General features: G+C 43.0%; 16 protein-coding genes and 2 pseudogenes. 14 read left to right on the plus strand and 4 right to left on the minus strand.

Annotated features, from left to right (window positions below):
* Window positions 1-579 (minus strand): ParA family partition ATPase (gene parA / locus ACYQ8U_RS21070; protein ID WP_459947541.1); only part of this gene is annotated, 579 nt, incomplete at its 3' end.
* An 884-nt stretch (window positions 580-1,463) separates the two neighbouring features.
* Here parA and ACYQ8U_RS21075 point away from each other — a divergent pair.
* From ACYQ8U_RS21075 to ACYQ8U_RS21090, 4 genes are all read left to right on the plus strand, one after another.
* The gene (locus ACYQ8U_RS21075) at window positions 1,464-2,285 is read left to right on the plus strand and encodes a hypothetical protein (protein WP_459947542.1); all 822 of its coding nucleotides are present in this window, start codon (window positions 1,464-1,466) and stop codon (window positions 2,283-2,285) included.
* A gap of 290 nt (window positions 2,286-2,575) precedes the next feature.
* Complete coding sequence (locus ACYQ8U_RS21080) at window positions 2,576-5,158, plus strand: TIR domain-containing protein (RefSeq protein ID WP_459947543.1); 2,583 nt, start codon at window positions 2,576-2,578, stop codon at window positions 5,156-5,158.
* A gap of 248 nt (window positions 5,159-5,406) precedes the next feature.
* Window positions 5,407-6,018: a hypothetical protein gene (locus tag ACYQ8U_RS21085; RefSeq protein WP_459947544.1), complete on the plus strand. Its 612-nt coding sequence runs from the start codon at window positions 5,407-5,409 to the stop codon at window positions 6,016-6,018.
* Between the two features lie 190 nt (window positions 6,019-6,208).
* Window positions 6,209-8,476: a GmrSD restriction endonuclease domain-containing protein gene (locus tag ACYQ8U_RS21090; protein WP_459947545.1), complete on the plus strand. Its 2,268-nt coding sequence runs from the start codon at window positions 6,209-6,211 to the stop codon at window positions 8,474-8,476.
* 343 nt (window positions 8,477-8,819) lie between these two features.
* Here ACYQ8U_RS21090 and ACYQ8U_RS21095 read toward each other — a convergent pair whose 3' ends face one another.
* On the minus strand, window positions 8,820-9,965 hold the full coding sequence (locus tag ACYQ8U_RS21095; protein ID WP_459947546.1) for a hypothetical protein: 1,146 nt from the start codon (window positions 9,963-9,965) through the stop codon (window positions 8,820-8,822).
* A 61-nt stretch (window positions 9,966-10,026) separates the two neighbouring features.
* Window positions 10,027-10,821, minus strand: a complete 795-nt coding sequence (locus tag ACYQ8U_RS21100) for a fibrobacter succinogenes major paralogous domain-containing protein (protein ID WP_459947547.1) — start codon at window positions 10,819-10,821, stop codon at window positions 10,027-10,029.
* Window positions 10,822-11,429: 608 nt separating this feature from the next.
* On the opposite strand from ACYQ8U_RS21100, the pseudogene ACYQ8U_RS21105 reads away from it, so the two are divergent.
* The 6 genes and pseudogenes from ACYQ8U_RS21105 to cas6e all read left to right on the plus strand — a co-directional run.
* Window positions 11,430-11,621 (plus strand): annotated as a pseudogene (locus ACYQ8U_RS21105) (ISNCY family transposase); the annotation flags it as partial.
* 166 nt (window positions 11,622-11,787) lie between these two features.
* Entirely contained in the window at window positions 11,788-13,293 is a 1,506-nt protein-coding gene (casA, locus tag ACYQ8U_RS21110) for a type I-E CRISPR-associated protein Cse1/CasA (protein ID WP_459947548.1), read from the plus strand.
* 11 nt (window positions 13,294-13,304) lie between these two features.
* Entirely contained in the window at window positions 13,305-13,823 is a 519-nt protein-coding gene (gene casB, locus ACYQ8U_RS21115; RefSeq protein WP_459947549.1) for a type I-E CRISPR-associated protein Cse2/CasB, read from the plus strand.
* Window positions 13,820-14,980, plus strand: coding sequence for a type I-E CRISPR-associated protein Cas7/Cse4/CasC (gene cas7e, locus ACYQ8U_RS21120; RefSeq protein WP_459947550.1), 1,161 nt, complete (start codon window positions 13,820-13,822; stop codon window positions 14,978-14,980). The genes casB and cas7e overlap by 4 nt, the downstream gene beginning before the upstream one ends.
* Before the next feature lie 4 nt (window positions 14,981-14,984).
* Window positions 14,985-15,683: a type I-E CRISPR-associated protein Cas5/CasD gene (gene cas5e / locus ACYQ8U_RS21125; protein WP_459947551.1), complete on the plus strand. Its 699-nt coding sequence runs from the start codon at window positions 14,985-14,987 to the stop codon at window positions 15,681-15,683.
* The gene (gene cas6e / locus ACYQ8U_RS21130; RefSeq protein ID WP_459947552.1) at window positions 15,670-16,344 is read left to right on the plus strand and encodes a type I-E CRISPR-associated protein Cas6/Cse3/CasE; all 675 of its coding nucleotides are present in this window, start codon (window positions 15,670-15,672) and stop codon (window positions 16,342-16,344) included. The genes cas5e and cas6e overlap by 14 nt, the downstream gene beginning before the upstream one ends.
* Before the next feature lie 755 nt (window positions 16,345-17,099).
* On the opposite strand, the gene ACYQ8U_RS21135 is transcribed toward cas6e, so the two are convergent.
* Window positions 17,100-17,252, minus strand: coding sequence for a hypothetical protein (locus tag ACYQ8U_RS21135; RefSeq protein ID WP_459947553.1), 153 nt, complete (start codon window positions 17,250-17,252; stop codon window positions 17,100-17,102).
* Between the two features lie 686 nt (window positions 17,253-17,938).
* On the opposite strand from ACYQ8U_RS21135, the gene ACYQ8U_RS21140 reads away from it, so the two are divergent.
* The 4 genes and pseudogenes from ACYQ8U_RS21140 to ACYQ8U_RS21155 form a co-directional block, all read left to right on the plus strand.
* The gene (locus tag ACYQ8U_RS21140) at window positions 17,939-18,178 is read left to right on the plus strand and encodes a DUF2188 domain-containing protein (RefSeq protein ID WP_459947554.1); all 240 of its coding nucleotides are present in this window, start codon (window positions 17,939-17,941) and stop codon (window positions 18,176-18,178) included.
* A 305-nt stretch (window positions 18,179-18,483) separates the two neighbouring features.
* Window positions 18,484-19,365 (plus strand): SMODS domain-containing nucleotidyltransferase, encoded by an 882-nt coding sequence (locus ACYQ8U_RS21145; protein WP_459947555.1) that lies wholly within the window; start codon window positions 18,484-18,486, stop codon window positions 19,363-19,365.
* Window positions 19,343-19,924 (plus strand): SLATT domain-containing protein, encoded by a 582-nt coding sequence (locus ACYQ8U_RS21150; protein WP_459947556.1) that lies wholly within the window; start codon window positions 19,343-19,345, stop codon window positions 19,922-19,924. Before ACYQ8U_RS21145 ends, ACYQ8U_RS21150 begins: the two co-directional genes overlap by 23 nt.
* 1,054 nt (window positions 19,925-20,978) lie before the next feature.
* Window positions 20,979-21,158, plus strand: a pseudogene (locus tag ACYQ8U_RS21155) (Fic family protein); the annotation flags it as partial.

The raw sequence follows: 21,158 nt of genomic DNA on the forward strand, positions 1-21,158 counted from the left end.
AGCTGCTTTCGATTTGGGGGCGTGTTCAATGACTCCCTGCCCGGATATTAAACCGTTCTTGAAAGAGCTTCTTGCGCCTAACTGACATTTTAAAATCGGTATTTCCTTCTTTTCTTCCAAAGCTTGGAGCGCTTCACGCGCCATAATGGTGTTTGGCATAATCATATTAAGCAAAAATCTAGCTATCAGTTTTTCATTAAAAACCTTTGCTTCTTGTACAATCTCGAGAGTGTCTGAGGTTGCCCAAATATCATAGACAGAGGGTAAAACCGGAATAATAAGTATGTCTGCTGCCAAAATAGCCGACCTGAAAATAACCGAATCCCGTCCTCCAGAATCAATTATTATCAAATCAAAATTGGTAAATTCCTTCAGGTCCTTGTGAAGAGTGGGGGTGGTAATTGCTGTCGCTTTTATGTCGTCGGCTTCTCGAATCGACCTAAAATTCAGGCTCGACGCTTGAGGGTCAGCATCAACCAGCAAAACTTTTTTGTTTTCCTTTGCGGCCATACACGCGAGATTACAAGCAATAGTGCTTTTGCCAACGCCGCCCTTACTGTTCCCTATGGTGATGATCATATCGCCCCTTTTGGTCTCTTTAAAAGAAATATTAATGTATTAAATGACATAAATTAATGTATAATGGTATATCATTTTAATCAACACACAAATTATTTTATTTAATTTTAAATTATATTTTATGCAATCAAATAAACACACGTAACATGTTTGTGTTCACAGGTTAAGGTATAGACAAAAAGACACGGGAGAGATATTGTTTCCCCACCTTTAATTCCTTGGTAGGTTTAAAGGTTGCCCCTCCGGTAGCTTTGGCGAGTTCAGGAGGGGCTTTTTTTTGCCCTTTATTTATTTTTTGCAAGCGCCTTTGCTCGCCACTCTGTCAGTCAATGCAGTTGTTTCTCCCCTCTTGCTGCTTTTGTGAGCTATAACCGCCCGAAGGAAGGGCATCGCACACCTAGCTAAAAACGACAGCCATCATACAAACAGATTTTGCTGCGTGGGGTATGCACCTTCCGGAACTGTTGTGCGGTTCCGGAGGGTAAATTCCACAACGCAATTTTGAAAGATAGAAGGGTAGGTGATATTTCGCAGTCACAAGGGTGGAGGATCGCACCGGTCAACGCACCCATTGTAATTTGTTGGCGGTGGTTGTAGCGCAGCGGAAAACTCCGGGCACAAAATCAGATAGGAGGGTGGTGGCTGGGGAAGCCGAAAGCCGATCTATCTCCCGAATAATAAAAATGAAACATTGTCTGGAAGATTTTTTTGATATAAGACTTAAAGACAACGTTCGGATCTATTGGAAATATGTGGACTTTGGAAACACATCAGGCAAGGCCTCTAAAATGATGCCATCTTTCTGTTTAACATCCCAATTCGGGGGAGGTATACAGATCAGTTGAATAACTTGTTATGCTCTATAAAATAGGCGTGCCAATCAGATGATGCTGCAAAATGCACTTAATCCAGATATAAAAAATGATCAGATTTGGCGTTACATGTCATATAAACGCTTTCGTGATCTTATCGAAACAGGATCACTCTTTTTTTGTCCAATCACGAGATATCAACAAGATAGTGAGCCCTTAGAAGCTTCTATGACGAGTGGATATAAGGCCGCATACGAAAATAACTATTACGATCGAAGAAGACATCGTGAACAATTTTTTCATCCAAGGTTTGAAACTCCGAATGACGAGTTCGAGGATTTATGTAAAAGAACGTTTGTCAACTGCTGGCACAGGAATACAGATGAAAATTTTGCGTTCTGGATGATTTATGGAAACAAAGAAAGACATGATTCAGTTGCAATTATTTCTACACCGCAAAAACTCCAGACGTCTATAAGAAATGGAGGCTCAGTTGAAGAGTTGAATACGAGAATGACCGCGATGCTTTTAATCGATAAGGTCAAATACGTTAATCACTTTAACGAAGATTTTGAAGCAACAAATGAACAGGTAAGTAAATATCAGCCATTCTTTTATAAACATCTAGGTTATAGGTACGAAAAAGAAATCAGGGTACTATTGTCCTTCAATGCTGAAGGCGCTGATCCTGAGCCATACGCAAGGTTTGTCGAAACCAAAAAAATTAAAGTCAAACTTGACGAGCTTATTAGTGAAGTTTGGATCGGTTTCAAATCTAGTCGAGGATTTAAAGAAGATGTCGAGGTGCTATTGCGAAAAGCGGGAATAAGTGTCCAGGTCAAGATGTCGAACTTATATACAGAGCCAATACGGCCAAGTAGTGAGCCAAAATGATTGGCATAACATCAGCGTCAACTTAGACGCACATTCCGCTGCGCTCCATGTGCGCCAGTTACGCTGGGCGTTAAAAGTCAAGATTTCTCCTCGACCTGGAAAGACTGATTGGAAGTATCTTGACTCGGGCAAAACCAAGATCTAAGGACATTTTGCATATGAAATAAGTCAAGCAAAGACCCGCCCGCCCTCTTGTTTGAATTTTATCGTAGATAAAAGTCAAGATCTGCGGTATTTGTTTATATCTATCTAATTGTGTAAATTTTTTTCCTGTTTTAGGAGCAAGTTTCATGAAAATATTTATCAGTTATTCACATGCCGATTCTTCACATTTTGATCTATTCAAAAAACACCTTGTGACGCTTAAGCGGACAGGAGTGTTGAAAGATTGGTCTGATAAAGAGCTTATTGCAGGAGATCATCTTGATGAAACAATTAAAAAGAATTTAGAAAACTCGGATGTTGTGGTATTTTTAATTAGTGTCGATTTTTTAAACTCATTCTACTGTTATCAAAAAGAGTTTACTGAGACAATAGATCGTCTAGAGTTTTCAAAACAAAGAATTGCACCTATTATTGTTCGAAATTGTGACTGGAAAGATGGGATTATAAATGAGTATAAATGTATAACTGTAAATGATAAGGCCATATCATCTCATATTGATCCAGATACTGCCTGGCTGGATGTTGTAGGTCAAATAAAAGAGATGATCCATGTTTTAGAAAAAAAAAAAGAGGCAACTAAAAAGTCTGAAACCCACGGATGTTTAGCACTACGTAAAGAGTTTGTAAATGAGTTAGAATCGACTAGTATTTCTTTTCACCACCCAATAAAAGAAAAGCTTAAACTCAGCGACATATATATATATCCTCAAGTTAAAAAAATTGCCGATGACATAGATCGCTTAAATTACGCAATAAATTCCGAAGATGTTTTTCAAGTTGACCAACTTAGTGACAAAATACTATTAATAGGTGATGAACAAATAGGAAAAACATCATTAGCTTATATGCTCACTAAAAAATTTCATTCAGAAAAATGTCTACCCTTATTACTCCGTGGCGATAAAATTACAAGAACAGATCCTTTAAAATTTCTCACAAAGATAATAAAAAACCAATATGAGATTGATAATGCAAGTCTTTATTTTGAATGCAACTGTGAAACAAAATGCAAGAGAATTGCGATAATTGATAGTTTTCACTCGACGTCTTTAAATGAAAAGTCACAAGGATTGCTACTAAAAAACCTAACGAGTATTTTTGATGTAATTGTTATTTTCTCAGACAACATATCAAGATATTTCGATTCAAATTATATTAAATTGTCAGAATTTGATCAATTTGAGATATTGCCTTTTGGGCATAAATTAAAAGATAAATTAGTTGAAAAATGGAATTCTCTTGGGCAAGAGGACACTTTAAATATTAGAGAACTTCACACCCAAAATAATATAATTATACAGCATCTCAATTCTATTATACGGAAGAATATTCTTGATTCCAAACCAATATTTCTGTTAATTGTATTGCAGTCAATAGAATCGGCAAAACCTAATGACTACAGCCTAACATCATATGGGCACTGTTATCAGTACTTGATCACTCAAAATTTTGAGAAAGCATCTGTGAAAGCCGGTGAACTTGACACTTTTTTTAATTATCTGACTGAGCTTTCATATTTTATTTATAGTCAAAATTGTTATAGCTTAACTGATACTGAGTTGCAGCAATTTCAAAATAAATATTCAGAAAAATATTTCATTAAATCCCACATAGCTACTGTCAATAAATTGGTAGAAACTGGCATTCTACACCAAGAAGAGGGACGTACGAGGTTCGGCTATAAATATGTTTACTATTTTTATGTAGCTAAATATTTAGCTGATCATATAAATGATCCGTCTGTTGTTACTATGATTGAACAGCTATGTGCCAAGTTACACGTAGAGAAAAATGCAAATATATTGATTTTTCTAACGCATCACAGCAAAGACTCGTCAATTGTAGATGAAATTTACCTCCATGTTTCAGATATATTTCATGATGTAAAAGTTGCCAAGCTAGACAGAGATGACACTACCTGTTTGCAAGAGTTTATAAATTTGATCCCCGAGAAGGTCTTTAAACAAAGAGATGTAAGTAAAGAAAGAGAGGCATATTTCGATCGGAAAGACAGGATGGATGAGGGGAAGGGTAATTGTAAGAATAATGATAAAGAAGACGAACGAGACGATTTTGAGAATAAAGATGATATGATTCTTAATCTAATACAGTCATTAAAATCAATTGATTTAATTGGCCAAATACTTAGAAATCGTTATGGTTCCCTCACTAAAAATCAGCTAATTGATTTAGGGAAAGTTGCTATTGATGCAGGATTTAAGCTTTTAAAATTTCATCTTTCATTTGCCGAATCAGTACAGAAAGAAATTTTACAGTTTATTGAAGATAGAATTAGAGAAAATGGGCAAGTTAAAGATGAGGATGTAATAAAATGGGCAAAAAAAATTTACTTAGCATTAAATTATGGTATAGCTTATGGCATTATCAATAAGATTGCGAAATCTATTGGCTCTGATGCAATTATATCTTTATTAGAAGAATTAAAAACTAAATACAAGAACTCACCCGCTTTCAGAGTTATGGCTATAGCTATAAAGTTAAACTTCACTAGTATGATACCTAAAAAAGAGATTGAGAAAGTTTTAAAAGAATTAGAATCTATTCCAATAACAAGGCGATTGTTACGAGATATCATTGTCCAACATGCACATTTACATCACATAGAATACAAGGATAGACAATGGATAACTAATACAATAAACATATCAATGGATAATCAAAGAATGATTGATCTTAAAGTTCACTAATGATACATGAAGTCATTTTGTCGTAGTGTCTAATATCTATTATCTCGCTGGAAGATGGTGACAGATTTGTTTAGTAAAAAACACTTAACCGGACAAACCAATTAGGGATAAAATGGATCGGGTTGCTCTTGATTCATCTAAGGAAAAAAGAAGCCAATTGCCAATCTCGCAAAGTCAATATATCCTATCGACCTGGAAATACAGATCTGAAGGATGGTCACCAAAACACTTTTAACGAGGGCGCCAATATGCGTAAAGTTGAATTAATGATTTTTATAATTTCTATATTCTCCTTGCTAATTGGTTGTGCTCAACCTCGACCCGTTACATTGAAGGCTTTGTCTTTGGAGGGTCAATCTCTCCAATATAATGGAGGGCGACAACATATTTTTTCAAAAAAACTATACAGTCGTGTCGGTCTGGACTTTCCAACAGGAAGTATCAGCTACGGTAGCACCGTGGATTTTTATATTGCTATTGTAAATACGTCAGGTATCTCATTTAATTTCTCAACTGAAAATATAACGGCAAAATGCAACGATAAATCTATATATATTTTTCATCCCGATGAAGCCTTGCATGATCAAGACAGCAAAACAGCCATTGATCTTAGGGGCCTCGCACCTAGTGATGTTACAGCGTTATCGAATCTAATGGTAGAACACCAACGTCGTTTGGCTCAAGATATTCAAAATTTTTCCAAACAACTTCTAAAGGCACAAACAGTGCCCCATGATAGCGTTTTCGGGGGAGTAGTAAGGATGGCTTATCCGTCATGCACAAATGAATTAGATTTAGTGGTTGTGTCTGGCACAGATCAACATAGGTTCAAATTTGATCTAATAAGTAAGGAGTTTTAAATACTCTTTGAGTTTTAAATACTCTTTAAAAAGGACAAAAAAGGACTCGAACTGCAATTATCTATTTCTGAGATCAACATTTCTATCGACCTGGAGATACTGATTGGAAAGATGTCAACCTTGGCTCCAACTTACAAGATTTAAGAGCAAACTAGATCAATTCCTTCCTAAAAAACCACAAGGGAAAAACATGAGCGCGACCCTATTCAAAGAAGTTGGCTACCCACTCTCAAATCTTATGGACTCTATCGAAATGGGCGACATAGGACTTCCTGATATCCAACGACCCTTTGTCTGGAAAAATGCCAAGGTTCGCGACCTATTCGATTCCATGTACCGTGGATACCCAGTTGGTTATTTTCTATTTTGGGAAAACCAGTTAGAAAAAGGTGTGAAACAGATAGGTACTAATGCACACCAGAAAGTCCCAAATCTGCTCATCGTTGACGGCCAGCAGCGCTTAACTTCTCTGTATGCTGTACTCAGAGGGATTCCAGTGGTTCGAGAGAATTATGAGAGTGAACATATCGAGATTGCCTTTCGTCCCTTAGATGGTAGTTTCGAGGTGACCGACGCCACTACCCGCCGAAACCCTGAATACCTACCTGATGTCTCAAAACTCTTTGCCAAAGACGCAAGCCAATATTCAATTGTTGGCGGTTATATTGAACGACTTAAAAAAATTCGAATGGAGGCCGGGGGCGAGTTCACTGATGAGGAAATTACGAAGAGCGAGCTCGCTCTTCAACGTCTATTTGGCCTCACTAGTTTTCCTTTCACAGCTCTTCAACTTTCGGCCAATATCGATGAGGAGCAGGTGGCTGAGGTGTTTGTCCGAATCAATAGCAAAGGGCAAACACTAAACCAAGCAGACTTCATTTTGACTCTCATGTCTGTGTTTTGGGAGGATGGCCGCAAGCAGCTTGAACATTTTTGCCGCGACGCACGGCATCCGAACAAAACCAAAGCAAGCCCGTTCAATTACTTCGTTGACCCTGACCCTGACCAGCTACTCCGTGTATCAATAGGCTGCGGTTTTCGACGTGCCCGATTGAAATATGCCTATGCCCTGCTGCGTGGAAAAGACTTGGAAACTGATGTGTTTAGTCCGGAACAGCGTGAGAAACAGTTCGCCATTTTACAGGAGGCACAGCAACAAACTCTGAACCTCCAACACTGGCATGATTTTTTTGGCATACTGCAACAAGCTGGTTTCCGAGGCTCTAGCATGGTAAGCTCAAAACTCACCCTCTTCTATGCCTACACCCTGTATTTAATCGGTCGTGTCAAGTTGGGTATCAATCCTTTCGACCTAAATCACGCTATAGGTCGATGGTTTTTCATGGCTGCCCTTACTTCCAGATATACCGGTGGTTCCCCGGAAACAATCATGGAACGAGACTTGGCAGCGTTGAGAACGATTGATGATGGCACCGGGTTCCTGATTTGGATAGATAAGACAATAAAAATTGAACTTACAGATGATTTCTGGGCCGTAAATCTACCTGGGCGCCTTGAGACTTCTTCAGCTTCCAGCCCCTTACAGTTTGCGTACAATGCCGCACTTAACTTGCTAGAAGCACGAGCTTTATTTTCAAAGAAAAAGATTTGGAACGCCCTTGACCCATCTATTAAGGCAAAGAAATCAGTAGTCGAACGGCATCATCTATTTCCTAAAAAACTTCTTTTCGACTTAGGTATAAAAGAACCACGCGACGTAAACCAAATTGCCAATTTTTCTTTGGTAGAATGGAATGACAATATAGCCATTTCCGATTCAGTTCCTTCTGATTACTACTCTGCATACTGCGAGCGATTTACCACAAAAGAAAATGCGGATATGGCCTATTGGCACGCGCTACCAGAAAACTGGGAAAAAATGAGTTACAAAGAATTTCTGGAAGCTAGACGTTTACTTATTGCCAGGGTAATCCGCGATGGTTTTACCCGACTAACTGAAGGTGACGCTGTAGTAGAGCATCCAGAAACACTTGAAGATAAGCTAGCCATCGGTGAAGGAATATCCACCGAGTTCAAGGCCACCCTTCGAGCCAACTTGCAGACCGGCGAAAAGGACCCTAGGATGGAACACGCTATCGTTAAGACTATTGCGGGTTTCTTAAACTCACGCAAAGGTGGGACTTTGATCGTCGGTGTAGCCGACAAAGGTGAAGTATTGGGCTTAGACAATGATGGTTTTGACAATGAAGACAAAATGGATCTGCACCTTGGAAATATAATCAAATCTCGCCTAGGTACTGCCTCGATGTTGCATATCTTTCCGCATTTCGAGGATCTACAACACAAACGCGTTTTAGTTGTCGACTGTAATCCGAGCAACATCCCCATTTACCTCAAACAAGGTAACACTGAAGAGTTTTATGTAAGGGCAGGGGCATCATCTGCCTCGCTTTCACCAAGTCAGATGACTGATTACATCAAACAGCGGTTTGGTTGAAAGGTAGTTTGAGGGGATAGAAAAGCTATATCTATATTCGATCTTAACAACGATCGGAGTTAACATTTCTCCTATCTATTTTGAACAGTCAGCCTCGTAAGGGATTTGCCCATCTCCGAGATTGTCTGGAACTAATCTGGGATTTTAAAATGACTCTTTTCTGTTAGGTCAACATGAGCAATATTGAATTTCAAAAGGTTTCAATGATGTTTTTGCGTTGATAGAATCTCGGAACAATTTCTCAAGTTGATTTTTTCTTAGAATGTCAGCGTTTTAGCCGGTGTCAAACTAGATGAGATTTGGAGTGGCTCTCTTTGGTATAATTGTCCGGCAACAGCCAGAGTTAGTTGAGAGAGGAACTGATCCGCTGGAATAATGGTAATCTCATTTTTTTGACTGAATTTCCTTGCTGCCATCTTGCATCATTGACAAAGAAGATGTTTCCACCGCATACCATCCTGTTCATGGAAAAATATTTCTCAGACAGCTCTTGTAGCGGCGCCACAATCAAGGTTACATCTTCTTTTTGTTCAACCAGCTTACGTGCCTTGCTTACTGTCTCAGCCATTGACACGGGGCAATCATCCGAGACAACGGCAATTATCTTATTGCCGTTGAATTCACTCAACCTGGTTTCTCCGTGTCCCTTCGCATCAGTAAGGCGCAGGTCTGCAGGGAAGAGTATCGTTTTTCCTTCTCCCCCTGGGCAATAGGCAATATCTCTATAATGTTCGATGATCAGCGAGGCCAGGGTAACCATACTCCGGTTGTAATAGAGAGCAACACAGTGATTCAAGATCTCATGCTCCGGGATATAGCTCTTTAATATCTCAAGCCAGTTCCCTACCCCTTCCACAACCGCCTGTTGGTAGTTGTTTTTGATATCGGTAGCCGGAGCATCCGCGATATGATAATCGACATACTCATGCATCATGAAATATTGCGCAATAAGCCATCTGACCATATCGCTGTGCTGGAGGCTGTCGTAATGATCTCGAACAAAATCATGAAACTCTTTTTTCTTGGCAGTCAATTCTTCGATGGTGTGGATGGAATGGCTTGACTCCAGCAGCTGTTTCGCTTGAAGCATCAGGGGAGCGAAACTGGATTTTTGACCTTCGCGTGTACCTCCCGCCAACTTTTGGTAAAAGAACTCATTTTCACTACTGCCGGTAAAAGAAGGCGGCTCGGCGGGAGTAGCAATTTTCAGGGTAAAAAAGTCATTGCCGATAATTACCGGGTAACGCTGCCCATCGGCACATATCAGCAGGGCAAGCCCACGATAGGGTGTATCAATTTCACGGCTGCCCCCGGCAGAAATGCTGCCTTTGAAAAGGGAGCTTTCGGTGAGACCGTTATATCCGGTCAGTTCTAAATTTAAGGCGGTTTGGGAGTAAATGGCGAACTTGGCCCAGGCGGAGTTGTTGGTGACCGGAAGAGAAAAAAAGATCAGCAAGCCGGTAAGGAGTGCTTTATAAAGCGTATTCATTTTCATCACTTTCCCAGTAATAACAAAGCCCCACCTTGCATTGCAGCAGGAGGAGCTCCCATCAATCCTTAAGACAACGGACGCTAAAGCCGATCGCACGGACGTTGACGTCGCGCATGTAGGCGTCGCCGCTGTCGAAGTACAAGTAGCGACTGCCGCTGCCATCCACCGTACTGCTCCAGTAGAAGCCGTCGCTGCCTGCGTCGTACGGCGTACCATTGCTTTGACTGCGTAAACCCGCCACAACAAGCTTCAACGGTGAATCAAAGGCACCAGCTGAGTCACCACTGCTCCAAGAAGTGCGTTCTGTTTCCAGCTCTGGGTCTGTAGGCAGCCTGAACCCTGGTGGACATGGATTATTGGTGCCGGACACCCCCTGCCAGAGGCTAGGATCTGGCGGAGTTATCCAATCGTAGGGGAAACGGGGCGATAAGATAAAATCGCCATGACCGGGCACATCAGTTGTACTAAGGGTTGTAGTTGTGGGACTGGTACGCTTCTCATGCCCATCGGCCAGCCGGCCCCACTGATATAAATCACCGTAGGCGTTGGCATCGGTTGAACTTGTGGCAACACGCGCAGCCCCAAGGTTGCGATCCATCCATGTTTGGCCTGCCGAGGCCACGGTCTCTACTACACTACATGGAGATTCACCTGTAGTACCACCCACACAGTTATCACAAATATCTAAGTATGCCGTACCATGATTGTCACCATTGCAATCCTTGCTGCTAAAGAGAAGCAACGACAAGACAGGAATAAGGCTATCAACCGGTTCTTCGGCATGGGCTGGCAAAAGTAGGCAGGAAAACATAAAAAAAATAACTGAAAGCTGTAGTGTTTTTCTTCTGAGCATAATTTTAGGTGCCTTACATGAGTTTTTATAAATAAATATTTCTCGATTAAATCACAGTTGAAAAAGAAGGTATAGTCGTTCAGAAAAATAGTTTAAAAGAAAACCCATGAATTTCTTCTGGAGAGGGTAGAATCATCTGACCACAAAGATGCTGCCAACTCAGATCTCAAAGGTCAAGATCGCTACATTGGAGTTTAACAGGCCGGTAGTCAATGTTTCGCCTATGCGAGTATTTAAAATACCAAATAATATTTTATAATCTCAATAAATGTAATTTAATATAAATATATGTCGTTGAATTTTTATATGTTTTCTAGAGACTTAGCCCGCAGCCCATGCAGCAAGCGCCATTGCTTGCCACTCAGTCAGTCAATGCAGTTGTGTTTCCCCCCCTTGCTGCTTTTGTGAGCTATAACCGCCCGAAGGAAGGACATCGCGCACCTAGCCAAAAACGACAATCATACAAGTGATTTTGCTGCGTGGGGTATGCACCCTCCGGAACTGTTGTGCGGTTCCCGAGGGTAAATTCCACAACGCAATCTTGAGGGATAGAAGGGCAGTAGGAAAAGAAGAAATCTAAGGGCAGTTGATATTTCGCAGTTACAAGGGTGGAATCGGCAATCAACGCCCTTGAAGTCCACGGACTGGACAAATGTCCAGATCACGGTCTCAAGGGATTTAAACGCTACATTGCCATGGCGGTGGTGGCACGTAACATACAGCGTCTGGGTGCGGTGTTACGTCAACAGGAACAAGATGCCGCTCAACGCAAATGCGGATCTTACAAAAAACTAGCCTGAGAAGAGCAGGCTGATCCGGCTGCAAAGTCGAAGGAAGAGCTATGCCCTCAGGGGGCAGGCAAACCAGGCGATCATTGGCTTTCCTGATGATGCATCGTGGAACCAACCTGAGAGATTCGTTCTTTACGATGAAGATGAACCTGGTGTACGAATCAAAGGAGACCGAATGAGCCGATATAATCTGATAGATGAGAAATGGATACCAGTACGATTTCCTGACGGAACCCGCAACGAACTGGGAATCCGCGACACGCTTTTGCGGTCCAAGGAGATTACCGTAATTGAGGATTCATCCCCTTTGGTAATGGCAGCCCTACACCGCTTCTTACTGGCGGTCTTGTACCGCGCGCTGGAGGGACCGACCGATATCGACCAGGCCAAGACTTTGTTCAGGACAGGGATACCGGCCAACAGGATAACGTTATATCTGGAAAAATGGCGAGATCGGTTCTGGTTGTTTGATGAGAAACATCCGTTTGGGCAAATTCCCACATTTGAACCGAAAACGTGGCGAGCCTGGACCGTTCTTGCTGCGGAGCATAATGTCGACAATGCCAAAGTGCTCTTTGATCATGTCGATGTCGAAGTGCCGGGTACCATTTCCGAAAGTGCGGCGACCCGCTGGATGCTGACTACTCAGACATTTTCCGTTAGTTGCGGCAAAAGCGAACTAGCACACACCGGTACCGCACCCTCTGCAACGTCTGTAATGGTCTTGCCTCTTGGATGCAATCTCCAGGATAGTCTTTTGCTTTCTCTAGTTCCACAGAATCGTACGATCATTGGCTCTGATCAGCCTTTGTGGGAAAGAGATCCCGAGTCCGTCGATAGTCTGAAAAATGGGATCGAAAGAGCCTCGAATGGTCTTGCCGATCGATATACTTGGAGAATTCGTTCAATTCGTTTGAAGGCTGATGTTACAGGTCAAATAGCAAAGCTGGCGTTTGCCTCCGGTGTGGGAAATACTTCAATTGATCAGACTGATCCTATGCTTGGTTACAGGATTGACGACAAAAAAGGGAAGCTGCCTTTTCAATTCCGCGACCGAGGGTTTTGGCGGGATTTCGATTCCCTGCTTCCTGACGGATCTCATCTTGCACCACAGGTGATAGAGCATGCGATTTCATTAACCCGATCTAACATGGAGCGTTTTCCACGATCGGTCTTTATCCTAGGGCAGGCAAACAACAAAGCAAAAATCAAGTATTGGCGTATGGAGCGCTTTTCATTACCTATGGCATTGGCAGGAGATCGCTTCATCCGAACCGAAATTCGTCAACTCCTCGCCGATGCCGAAGATGCGCAGAAATCTTTGTGGGTAGCGTGCCGCTCGTTTGCACGCGATCTTTTAAGCCGAGGGAATCGTGAACCCGCGGGAAAGGATATCAGCGCGTTTTTGGACCAGATGGCAGTGAGTTCCTGGTACTGGTCCACTCTTGAATCTTGCTTTCACAAGATCCTGCAGGATTACACCTTGGACAGAGAGCCTGAAGACATCCGTTGCCAGTGGCTTAAATTTGTTCGTGATGCCACGCGGGAAGCTTGGGCACAGCATAGCACTTCGGTATCTACCGGCGATGTTTGGGCCATCCGTGCGCTGGTAAAAGCTGAAAGAGTGGTTGAGCGTAAGCTGAAGGAATTGAACGATGAAATTACGAAACTTGAACCCTAAAAGGAAGTGGCATGAACGGATTCATTGAATGGCTGGAAGGCCTTAATGAAAAGGATACCAAGGTGCGGGCAGTGCTGCGGCGGAGTCTCGCTTTCGCCCCTGGATTATTCGTACCCGCCTATCCCTACGTCGAACCTTTCATAAAGAGGGAGAATAACTCATGGCGGCGGGAGATGTTCTATCTTGTGGCTGGCCTCTGGGCCGCACATTCGCGCGAAGGTCTAAAAGGGCAACCGACATCTCTTGGAAAGGCATGCGCGGCCTACCAGGCTTCAAGTGGTTCCACCAGCACTGAAAATCGCTTTATTACCCTGTTGGATGCTGATCAAGATCAGTTACCACACCGTTTGCGTCAGATGATGGCCCTTCTCAAGGAGCAAGCTATCGACTTTGAGGATCTGTTGACAAAGCTTCTCGATTGGAATGACGAACAGAAGCGAACCCAGACCGGCTGGGCTCGTGACTTTTACCGAAATCTTACCCATACAACAGAAACTGAACATCACGCCAACAAAGAGATAACCAAATGAAAAAGATTATCGAGATTCACGCGCTACAGAACTTTGCGCCTTCAAATCTGAATAGAGACGATACCGGTGCCCCTAAGGATGCTTTTTTCGGGGGATCCCGTCGAGCACGTATCTCCAGTCAATGCATCAAGCGTGCGATACGGCAGCATTTCACAGGATTAGTGAAGCAAGACATCCTGGAGCAGGATGATGTAGCCTTCCGTACCAAGCGCGTTTTGGATGTCATTGTCAAATCCTTGAGCGAAAAGGGGCGTACCGCAGTCGAAGCTTCCGAAAAAGCGCGCCTCGCTTTGGGAGCCATGGAGCTTTCAATAAAAGAGGACGGAAAGAACGAGTATCTTCTGTTTTTAGGACAGCGTGAAGTTTCTGGGATAGCAGACATTATCCACGCAAAATGGGATACTATTACAGCACCAGAGACAGCCACTGATGAAGGGAAAAAGAAAGGCAAAGCCAAGAAACAGGCTGCCAAAGCTGCTGATCCCGAATTGAAGAAGGCGCTCGATAAAGTTTTCAATGGCGGGAAGGCATTGGATGTGGCCCTTTTCGGGCGTATGCTCGCTGACATGCCCGAAAAAAACCAGAACGCCGCTTGCCAGGTAGCACATGCCATTTCAACCCATGCAGTTGAACGTGAATTCGATTTTTACACCGCCGTGGATGACCTCAAACCAGAAGACAATGCCGGTGCCGACATGATTGGAACGGTGGAGTTTAATTCGGCCTGTTTTTATCGGTATGCCGTGGTTGACTGGGAGAAGCTCGTGGAAAATCTCCAGAATGACAAGCAACTGGCAGCTAAAGGACTGAGGGCCTTTTTGGAAGGCTTTATGGTGGCTGAACCAACCGGCAAACAGAACACCTTTGCAGCCCACAACCCGCCGGAGTTTGTTTCGATTTCAGTGCGTAGTAATACTGCCCCCCGCAATTTAGCCAATGCTTTTGAAACATCGGTCCGAGTGAAAAGGGATGAATCTTTGACCAGGAAATCCGCAGAGGGGTTGGTAAATAAGGCCAAGACGCTGCAAGCGGCTTTCGGTGGTGAGGAGAAAACGTTTATCCTCAACCTCACTGAGGCTGATGTAGATGGAATAGGCACAATTTTGCCAACGATGAAGGAACTTCTCGACAAGGCCCTTTTGACTGTACAGGAGTAAACCTATGGCCACATTATTACTTCGTCTGATGGGGCCCATGCAGTCATGGGGAACTACCAGTCGCTTTGACCAAAGGGATACAGGGAAAGAACCGAGTAAATCCGGAGTAATTGGTCTACTGGCGGCCGCCATGGGCATAGACCGAGAGAACTGGGTGGATCTGGAACCACTCACACGTCTGATCATGGCGGTACGCCATGATCGACCGGGAATTCCAAAGATGGACTACCAGACAGCTGGATGTGCCGCAGGCGACACTATCATCAAGGCGGAAGGAAAGCAAGCCAAAGGTGGTGGCGTTGTTTCACAACGCTTCCATCTTGCCGATGCGGCTTTTTTAGTAGGTTTAGAATGTGATGACATATCCTTTTTGGAACGGATCCACGCCTCTTTGGGTAATCCCGTTTGGACCTTGGCATTGGGACGCAAATCCTATGTGCCATCTGAGTCTATCTGGATAGAGGGTGGTGTACAGGATGCCCCGTTAATGGAGCTTTTATCACGCTGGCCATGGATAGCCAACCGGCGAAAATGGGAAGACCTGCCTGAAAAAATTCTCATTTCCTATGAGTCGCAGGATGGATCGGGTGTCCTCAAAATGGACCAACCGCTGTCATCATTTGCTGAACGGCGATTTGGGGCACGGTTTGTATGCTCAGAGTTGATTCCTTTTCCTCAGGAGGTGGCCTATGTTCCTGAATAGAATTCACCTGGATTTACGCTGCCGTGATGCTCGCCGGGACTTGTCTAACCCGTACCAGCTCCATTCGACTCTTTGTCGGGCATTCAGCCCGTCAGACACGAAGTGCCCTTCAGGCGAATTTTTATGGCGACTCGAGCCGGAAACGGATACCTCCGGCTGCCCACGAATTATTGTGCAGAGTCGAAAAGTTCCCGATTGGAGCGGAATTGGAGTGAAGGGATGGTTGTTGCAGGCTGATCCAGCAATAAATTTGAACGAAAAGTTAAAGATTGATTCTTTCATCAAGGGGCAACGGTTTCGTTTCAGGCTACGTGCCAACCCATGTGTAACACGCAATGGAAAGCGTCAGGGCTTGTTGCAACTTGCTGATCAAGAAAAATGGATTGAGCGGAAAGGGTTACAGCATGGCTTTACTCTCCCGCAATTATCATCATTTGATTTCTCAGAGCCACCAGTAGAGCGGGTGGATGTAAGAATTTCCCAGGATCAGATACTCCGCGACAGACAACACTCTGACAATTCGATCAGCATTTTTTCGGTGCTGTACGATGGGATTCTTACCATTTCCGAAACATCCAGATTTAAGGAGGCTTTATATACTGGTATCGGCCATGGTAAGGTTATGGGTCTTGGACTTTTATCAATTGTTCCAACTGCATGAAAGAACCCTGAAAACTACCCGATTTTTTCGGTAGACTTGACTGTTCTTTGAAAACCTAATAGTTTAAAATGACCTTCAAAAGGCCTGTTCCCCGCACTCCGCGGGGATGAACCGTAAATCGGTATCAATTGCATTATCGGCATGGCCTGTTCCCCGCATTCGCGGGGATGAACTGACCCAATACTCATAGTTCGCTATGAGTATTGGGTCGGGATTTAATTCTGTAAATTTTTTAAAATATTAAATATTGTTTTATCATCTCATTAAATGTAATTTAATATAAATATATATCGTTGCATTTTTATATGTTTTCTAAAGACTTACCCCCGCAGCCCATCCAGCAAGCCCCTTTGCTTGCCACTCTGTCAGTCAATGCAATTGCATTTCCCCCCTTGCTGCTTTTGTGAGCTATAACCGCCCGAAGGAAGGGCATCGCGCACCTAGCTAAAAACGACAGTTATCATACAAACAGATTTTTCTGCGTGGGGTATGCACCTTCCGGAACTGTTGTGCGGTTCCGGAAGGTAAATTCCACAACGCAATCTTGAAAGATAGAAAGGGCAGTAGGAAAAGAAGAGATCTAAAGGCAGGTGATATTTCGCAGTTGCAAGGATGGAAGATCGCGCCGGCCAACACACCCTTTATAATTTGTTGGCGGTGGTTGTAGCGCAGCGGAAATCTCCGGGAACAAAATCAGATAGGAGTGTGGTGGCCGGGGAAGCCGAAAGCCGATCTATCTCCCCAAATAATCAATCTCAAGCTTTTGCTTTTTTTGAGGCTGTTTTGAAAATGGTATCAAAAAACTTATCCGGGGCGACATCAAAGACAAAAAATTTGATAACATCAAAATCTTTTTCCCAACCAGTCAGGTCGATACCCAGATCTTCGTCACTTTGCCTTTTCGACATGAAAGAGGTCTAAACCCCGTATACTTAACCCTTTTTTTATCAGGAGCACAAAAGAATATTTACATGTTGGGACAATAGAACTGAAGGAGGTTTTGGCCGAAGTTTAGAGAGATACATTAATTAGTTATGTTTATCTAGCTAAAATGACTCGTTAACTATAAAAAAACGTAGATATATTTTTCTCAAATATATTTTTTGTTGAAAAAAATAATTTCCCCTGAAGCCCCTGAAATCCGGCCTCTCTTGGCGAAAGATACCATGTGTTGTAGTTTGGTCTTGAGACCGCCATAAATGTGGTGTATATAGGCATACATACAGCGAGTTAAAGCAAGAAACCCGAATATCTCTTGGGGAAGAGGTATTCGGGTTGGCTCTCTTACGATGGGACGTAAAAGAAAAATGTAAAACGGTCTACATTTTCTACTCTCTCCTCCTTTGGAAGTCAAATACATTCCGCACGAATCGATCAAATCGGATGCAGCTCGCGCTAACCTTCTCAAAGAGGTGCTTCATGGGTGATCTAACCCTGAAGGTTTCTGGATTATTAGCCTGGGCAGTGGTTGGTGTTGTACTGCTCTACCTGATCTTCCATTAACCTTCTGTCCTGTTCGGTAGATTCTACTGCCGGACAGGGCAAACACTCTATAAAGCACATTTCCAAAATCATCAATCTATAGGAGTTGCATATGAGCAAAGGAAGAGACAGAACAATCTCAAGACGACCGGACAAAACTTGGGAAAACAAGAGAAATGACGCAATTAGACCCACAAGTGTACATTCAACACAACGAGCAGCCATTGATGCCGCAAGGAAAAATTTAGCCAATCAGGGGGGCGGTGAGGTGATTATCAAGGGAGTCAATGGTCGAATCCGAGAAAAGAATACAATACCACCCGGAAACGACGATTTCCCACCCAAAGGATAACTTTAAAACCAGCAACCCGTGACATAGGGGGGCCCCTATGTCACGGGGACTTTATGGTGTACAGATTTATTTGCGAAAGATATCTCCTATCGACCTGGAAATACTGATTGGAAATACATTGATTTTAGCAAAATTGACAACTTATGACATTTTAGAGACGAGACGACTCAAGCAAAAACTCGTCCTTTTTCGACCCCAGCATTATCGGCTTTGATAAAATTAACCTAAAGATCAAGTATAGCGGTTCCAAGTCGGCAGTATGTTAACTTACATTTAGCTTTAAGAAAGAAAATTATGGTGATGTTATGGGCTTAGCTGAGTGGTTCAGTGGGTTTTGCTCGAATCTTACAGTTCAGAGTACCAGCAGCATTTCAACCCGTTATAAAAACATTACTAGAAGATTGAATACTGATTTTTGGTCCACAACATCTGATACCTCCCACAGCCTTTATGTTGGGTCCTATGGTAGAAACACCGCTATTAATGGCTTCAGCGACTTGGATATGATTTTCCAACTGCCAGCCACAATCTATACAATATACGACAATTACACAGGAAACGGCCAATCAGCACTTCTTCAAGCTGTAAAAAAAACAATTGAAAAAACCTACTCGACCACGAGCATAAGAGCCGATGGGCAGGTAATAGTAGTTCCTTTTACAGATGGAATTTCGTTTGAAGTTGTTCCTGCATTTATAAACACTGCAAATAGTTTTACATACCCAGATGCAAACAATGGTGGCCGATGGAGATCTACAAATCCTAGACCTGAGATAGCAGCAATCAAAGAAAGAAACGCGGCTTGCAACAACAATTTGATTCGACTCTGCCGAATGATGCGAGCGTGGAAAAGGAAGTGGGATGTGCCCATCGGCGGCTTATTGGTTGATACGCTTTCCTATCAATTTATCGCCAATTGGGGTCATAGGGACAAATCTTTCCTTTACTATGATTTTATGTGTCGTGACTTCTTTGAGTGGATGGCCAACCAGAGTGCCACCCAAGAGTTCTGGAAAGCACCAGGGAGCAGTCAATACGTTTACGGAAAAGGCTTATTCCAGTACAAAGCCAGGCGTTGCTACAATATTTCAGTAGAGGCAATCAACCACGAAACAGCAACTCCAAAGAGGGAGTGGTCTGCCAACCAAAAATGGAGAGAAATCTTTGGAACAGCATTCCCAGACTAATGATACATCAGAGTCGCGAAAAATACTCGAGGGTCAACTTAGAGAGTGCTACGGCAGAGTCGTTTATTCGCACAAAACACATGAAAAGTGTGCAGACATACTTTTGGCGCGGCTTGCTGCCATAAAAATATGGCAAATCGCCTTGTCTGCGCTAACTACTGGTGGGTTTATCTCTACTTTCTTGGGCTCAGGGAATATCGGTGCCGCGATTGGCGTTGTCCTGTCAACGGCTCTATTGGTTCTTAACGCATATACAAAGAATTACGACCTCGGCGAATTTGGGCAAAAGCACAAACAGGCAGCAAATGAAATCTGGATGATACGAGAAAGGTATTTGTCCCTTCTTGTAGATCTCAATATGGGGGAGAAACCTCTCGAGTCGCTCCAGACCGAAAGAGATAAATTGCTGCTTGAACTCCATTCGATCTACGCAGGATCACCAAGCACGACTTACCAAGCCTATAGAAAAGCGCAAGAGGCATTGCAGAAACAGGAGGATATGACTTTTTCTGACAATGAAATAGACGCATTTTTACCAAATGAACTCAAAAGAAGCTAATAAAGCATTCTAGCGGAGCTGCGCATTCTGCTGAATTCAACCGTTTTTTTCGAAAAAAAATAACTCATTGTGATATCGAAAATAAATTAAGAAAGCATGGATCACATCATATGAATGATAACCTCTGGATATCTGTAAAGACAAATAGCTAAAGAAGAGCCAGGGCAGTAAGCAATATTTCGCCAATAGAGGATTATTTAAAATATTAATTATTATTTTTATATCTCATTAAATGTAATTTAATATATCGCCTACAAATTATTTACAAGATTTCTAAAGAATTGCCCCGCAGCCCGCCCAGCAAGCCCCTTTGCTTGCCACGCTGTCAGTCAATGCAGTTGCTTTTCCCCCCTTGATGATTTTGTGAGCTATAACCGCCCGAAGGAAGGGCATCGCGCACCTAGCTAAAAACGACAGTTATCATACAAACAGATTTTTCTGCGTGGGGTATGCACCTTCTGGAACTGTTGTGCGGTTCCGGAGGGTAAATTCCACAACGCAATTTTGAAAGATGGAAGGGCAGTAGGAAAAAAGAGATCTAAGGGTGGGTGATATTTCGCAGTTACAAGGGTGGTGGATCGCGCCGGCCAACACACCCTTTGTAATTTGTTGGCGGTGGTTGTAGCGCAGCGGAAAACTCCGGGAACAAAATCAGATAGGAGGGTGGGGTGGCCGGGGAAGCCGAAAGCCGATCTATCCCCCGAATAATAAAAATGAAACATTGTCTGGAAGATTTTTTTGATATAAGACTTATAGACAACGGTCGGATATATTTGAAAGATGTTGACATTGAGATTGCCAGAAGAGTCAAAAAGAGGCGTGCCCTCTTTTATGTTGTCCAAGATCCAGGAACTATCTTGTGTCTGAAAAAACTGTCGCATTTTCACTGGTTTTCTTCTTTACCATGAGCATGATGGCGTCGAACATTCCTCTGGGAAAATGGAAATAGCCAATTGAAAAATCTGCTTGATTTTTCCTGCCCATCTTTTTATTTTAGGATATCGCAACAAGATAAAATAAAAGCGAATCTTATTTTAGTTTCGAGGCTGGCGGGATGAAGAGAGAACTCCAAGGTAAATACGTGACCATTTCGACGGTGGGTGAGAAGGCCCAGGCTTTTGTGCCCTCTCCGCTGCCACCGCGTCCGCCCATCGACTGGACGCCGGAGCTGCGCAGCAAGTTCGATCAGGCGCTGCTGGCGCTTGGGCGGCTGGATAGCGTCTCAACTCTGCTA

The organism is Desulfocastanea catecholica, assembly GCF_054657295.1.

Excerpts from the sequence above, each read along its gene's own strand:
- ACYQ8U_RS21075 (WP_459947542.1), top strand. The coding sequence starts at position 1,464 with ATGATGCTGCAAAATGCACTTAATCCAGATATAAAAAATGATCAGATT.
- casB (WP_459947549.1), top strand. The coding sequence starts at position 13,305 with ATGAACGGATTCATTGAATGGCTGGAAGGCCTTAATGAAAAGGATACC.
- ACYQ8U_RS21095 (WP_459947546.1), bottom strand. The coding sequence starts at position 9,965 with ATGAATACGCTTTATAAAGCACTCCTTACCGGCTTGCTGATCTTTTTT.
- ACYQ8U_RS21100 (WP_459947547.1), bottom strand. The coding sequence starts at position 10,821 with ATGCTCAGAAGAAAAACACTACAGCTTTCAGTTATTTTTTTTATGTTT.
- casA (WP_459947548.1), top strand. The coding sequence starts at position 11,788 with ATGAGCCGATATAATCTGATAGATGAGAAATGGATACCAGTACGATTT.
- ACYQ8U_RS21090 (WP_459947545.1), top strand. The coding sequence starts at position 6,209 with ATGAGCGCGACCCTATTCAAAGAAGTTGGCTACCCACTCTCAAATCTT.
- ACYQ8U_RS21145 (WP_459947555.1), top strand. The coding sequence starts at position 18,484 with ATGGGCTTAGCTGAGTGGTTCAGTGGGTTTTGCTCGAATCTTACAGTT.
- cas5e (WP_459947551.1), top strand. The coding sequence starts at position 14,985 with ATGGCCACATTATTACTTCGTCTGATGGGGCCCATGCAGTCATGGGGA.
- cas7e (WP_459947550.1), top strand. The coding sequence starts at position 13,820 with ATGAAAAAGATTATCGAGATTCACGCGCTACAGAACTTTGCGCCTTCA.
- cas6e (WP_459947552.1), top strand. The coding sequence starts at position 15,670 with ATGTTCCTGAATAGAATTCACCTGGATTTACGCTGCCGTGATGCTCGC.
- ACYQ8U_RS21080 (WP_459947543.1), top strand. The coding sequence starts at position 2,576 with ATGAAAATATTTATCAGTTATTCACATGCCGATTCTTCACATTTTGAT.
- ACYQ8U_RS21135 (WP_459947553.1), bottom strand. The coding sequence starts at position 17,252 with ATGTCGAAAAGGCAAAGTGACGAAGATCTGGGTATCGACCTGACTGGT.
- ACYQ8U_RS21140 (WP_459947554.1), top strand. The coding sequence starts at position 17,939 with ATGAGCAAAGGAAGAGACAGAACAATCTCAAGACGACCGGACAAAACT.
- ACYQ8U_RS21085 (WP_459947544.1), top strand. The coding sequence starts at position 5,407 with ATGCGTAAAGTTGAATTAATGATTTTTATAATTTCTATATTCTCCTTG.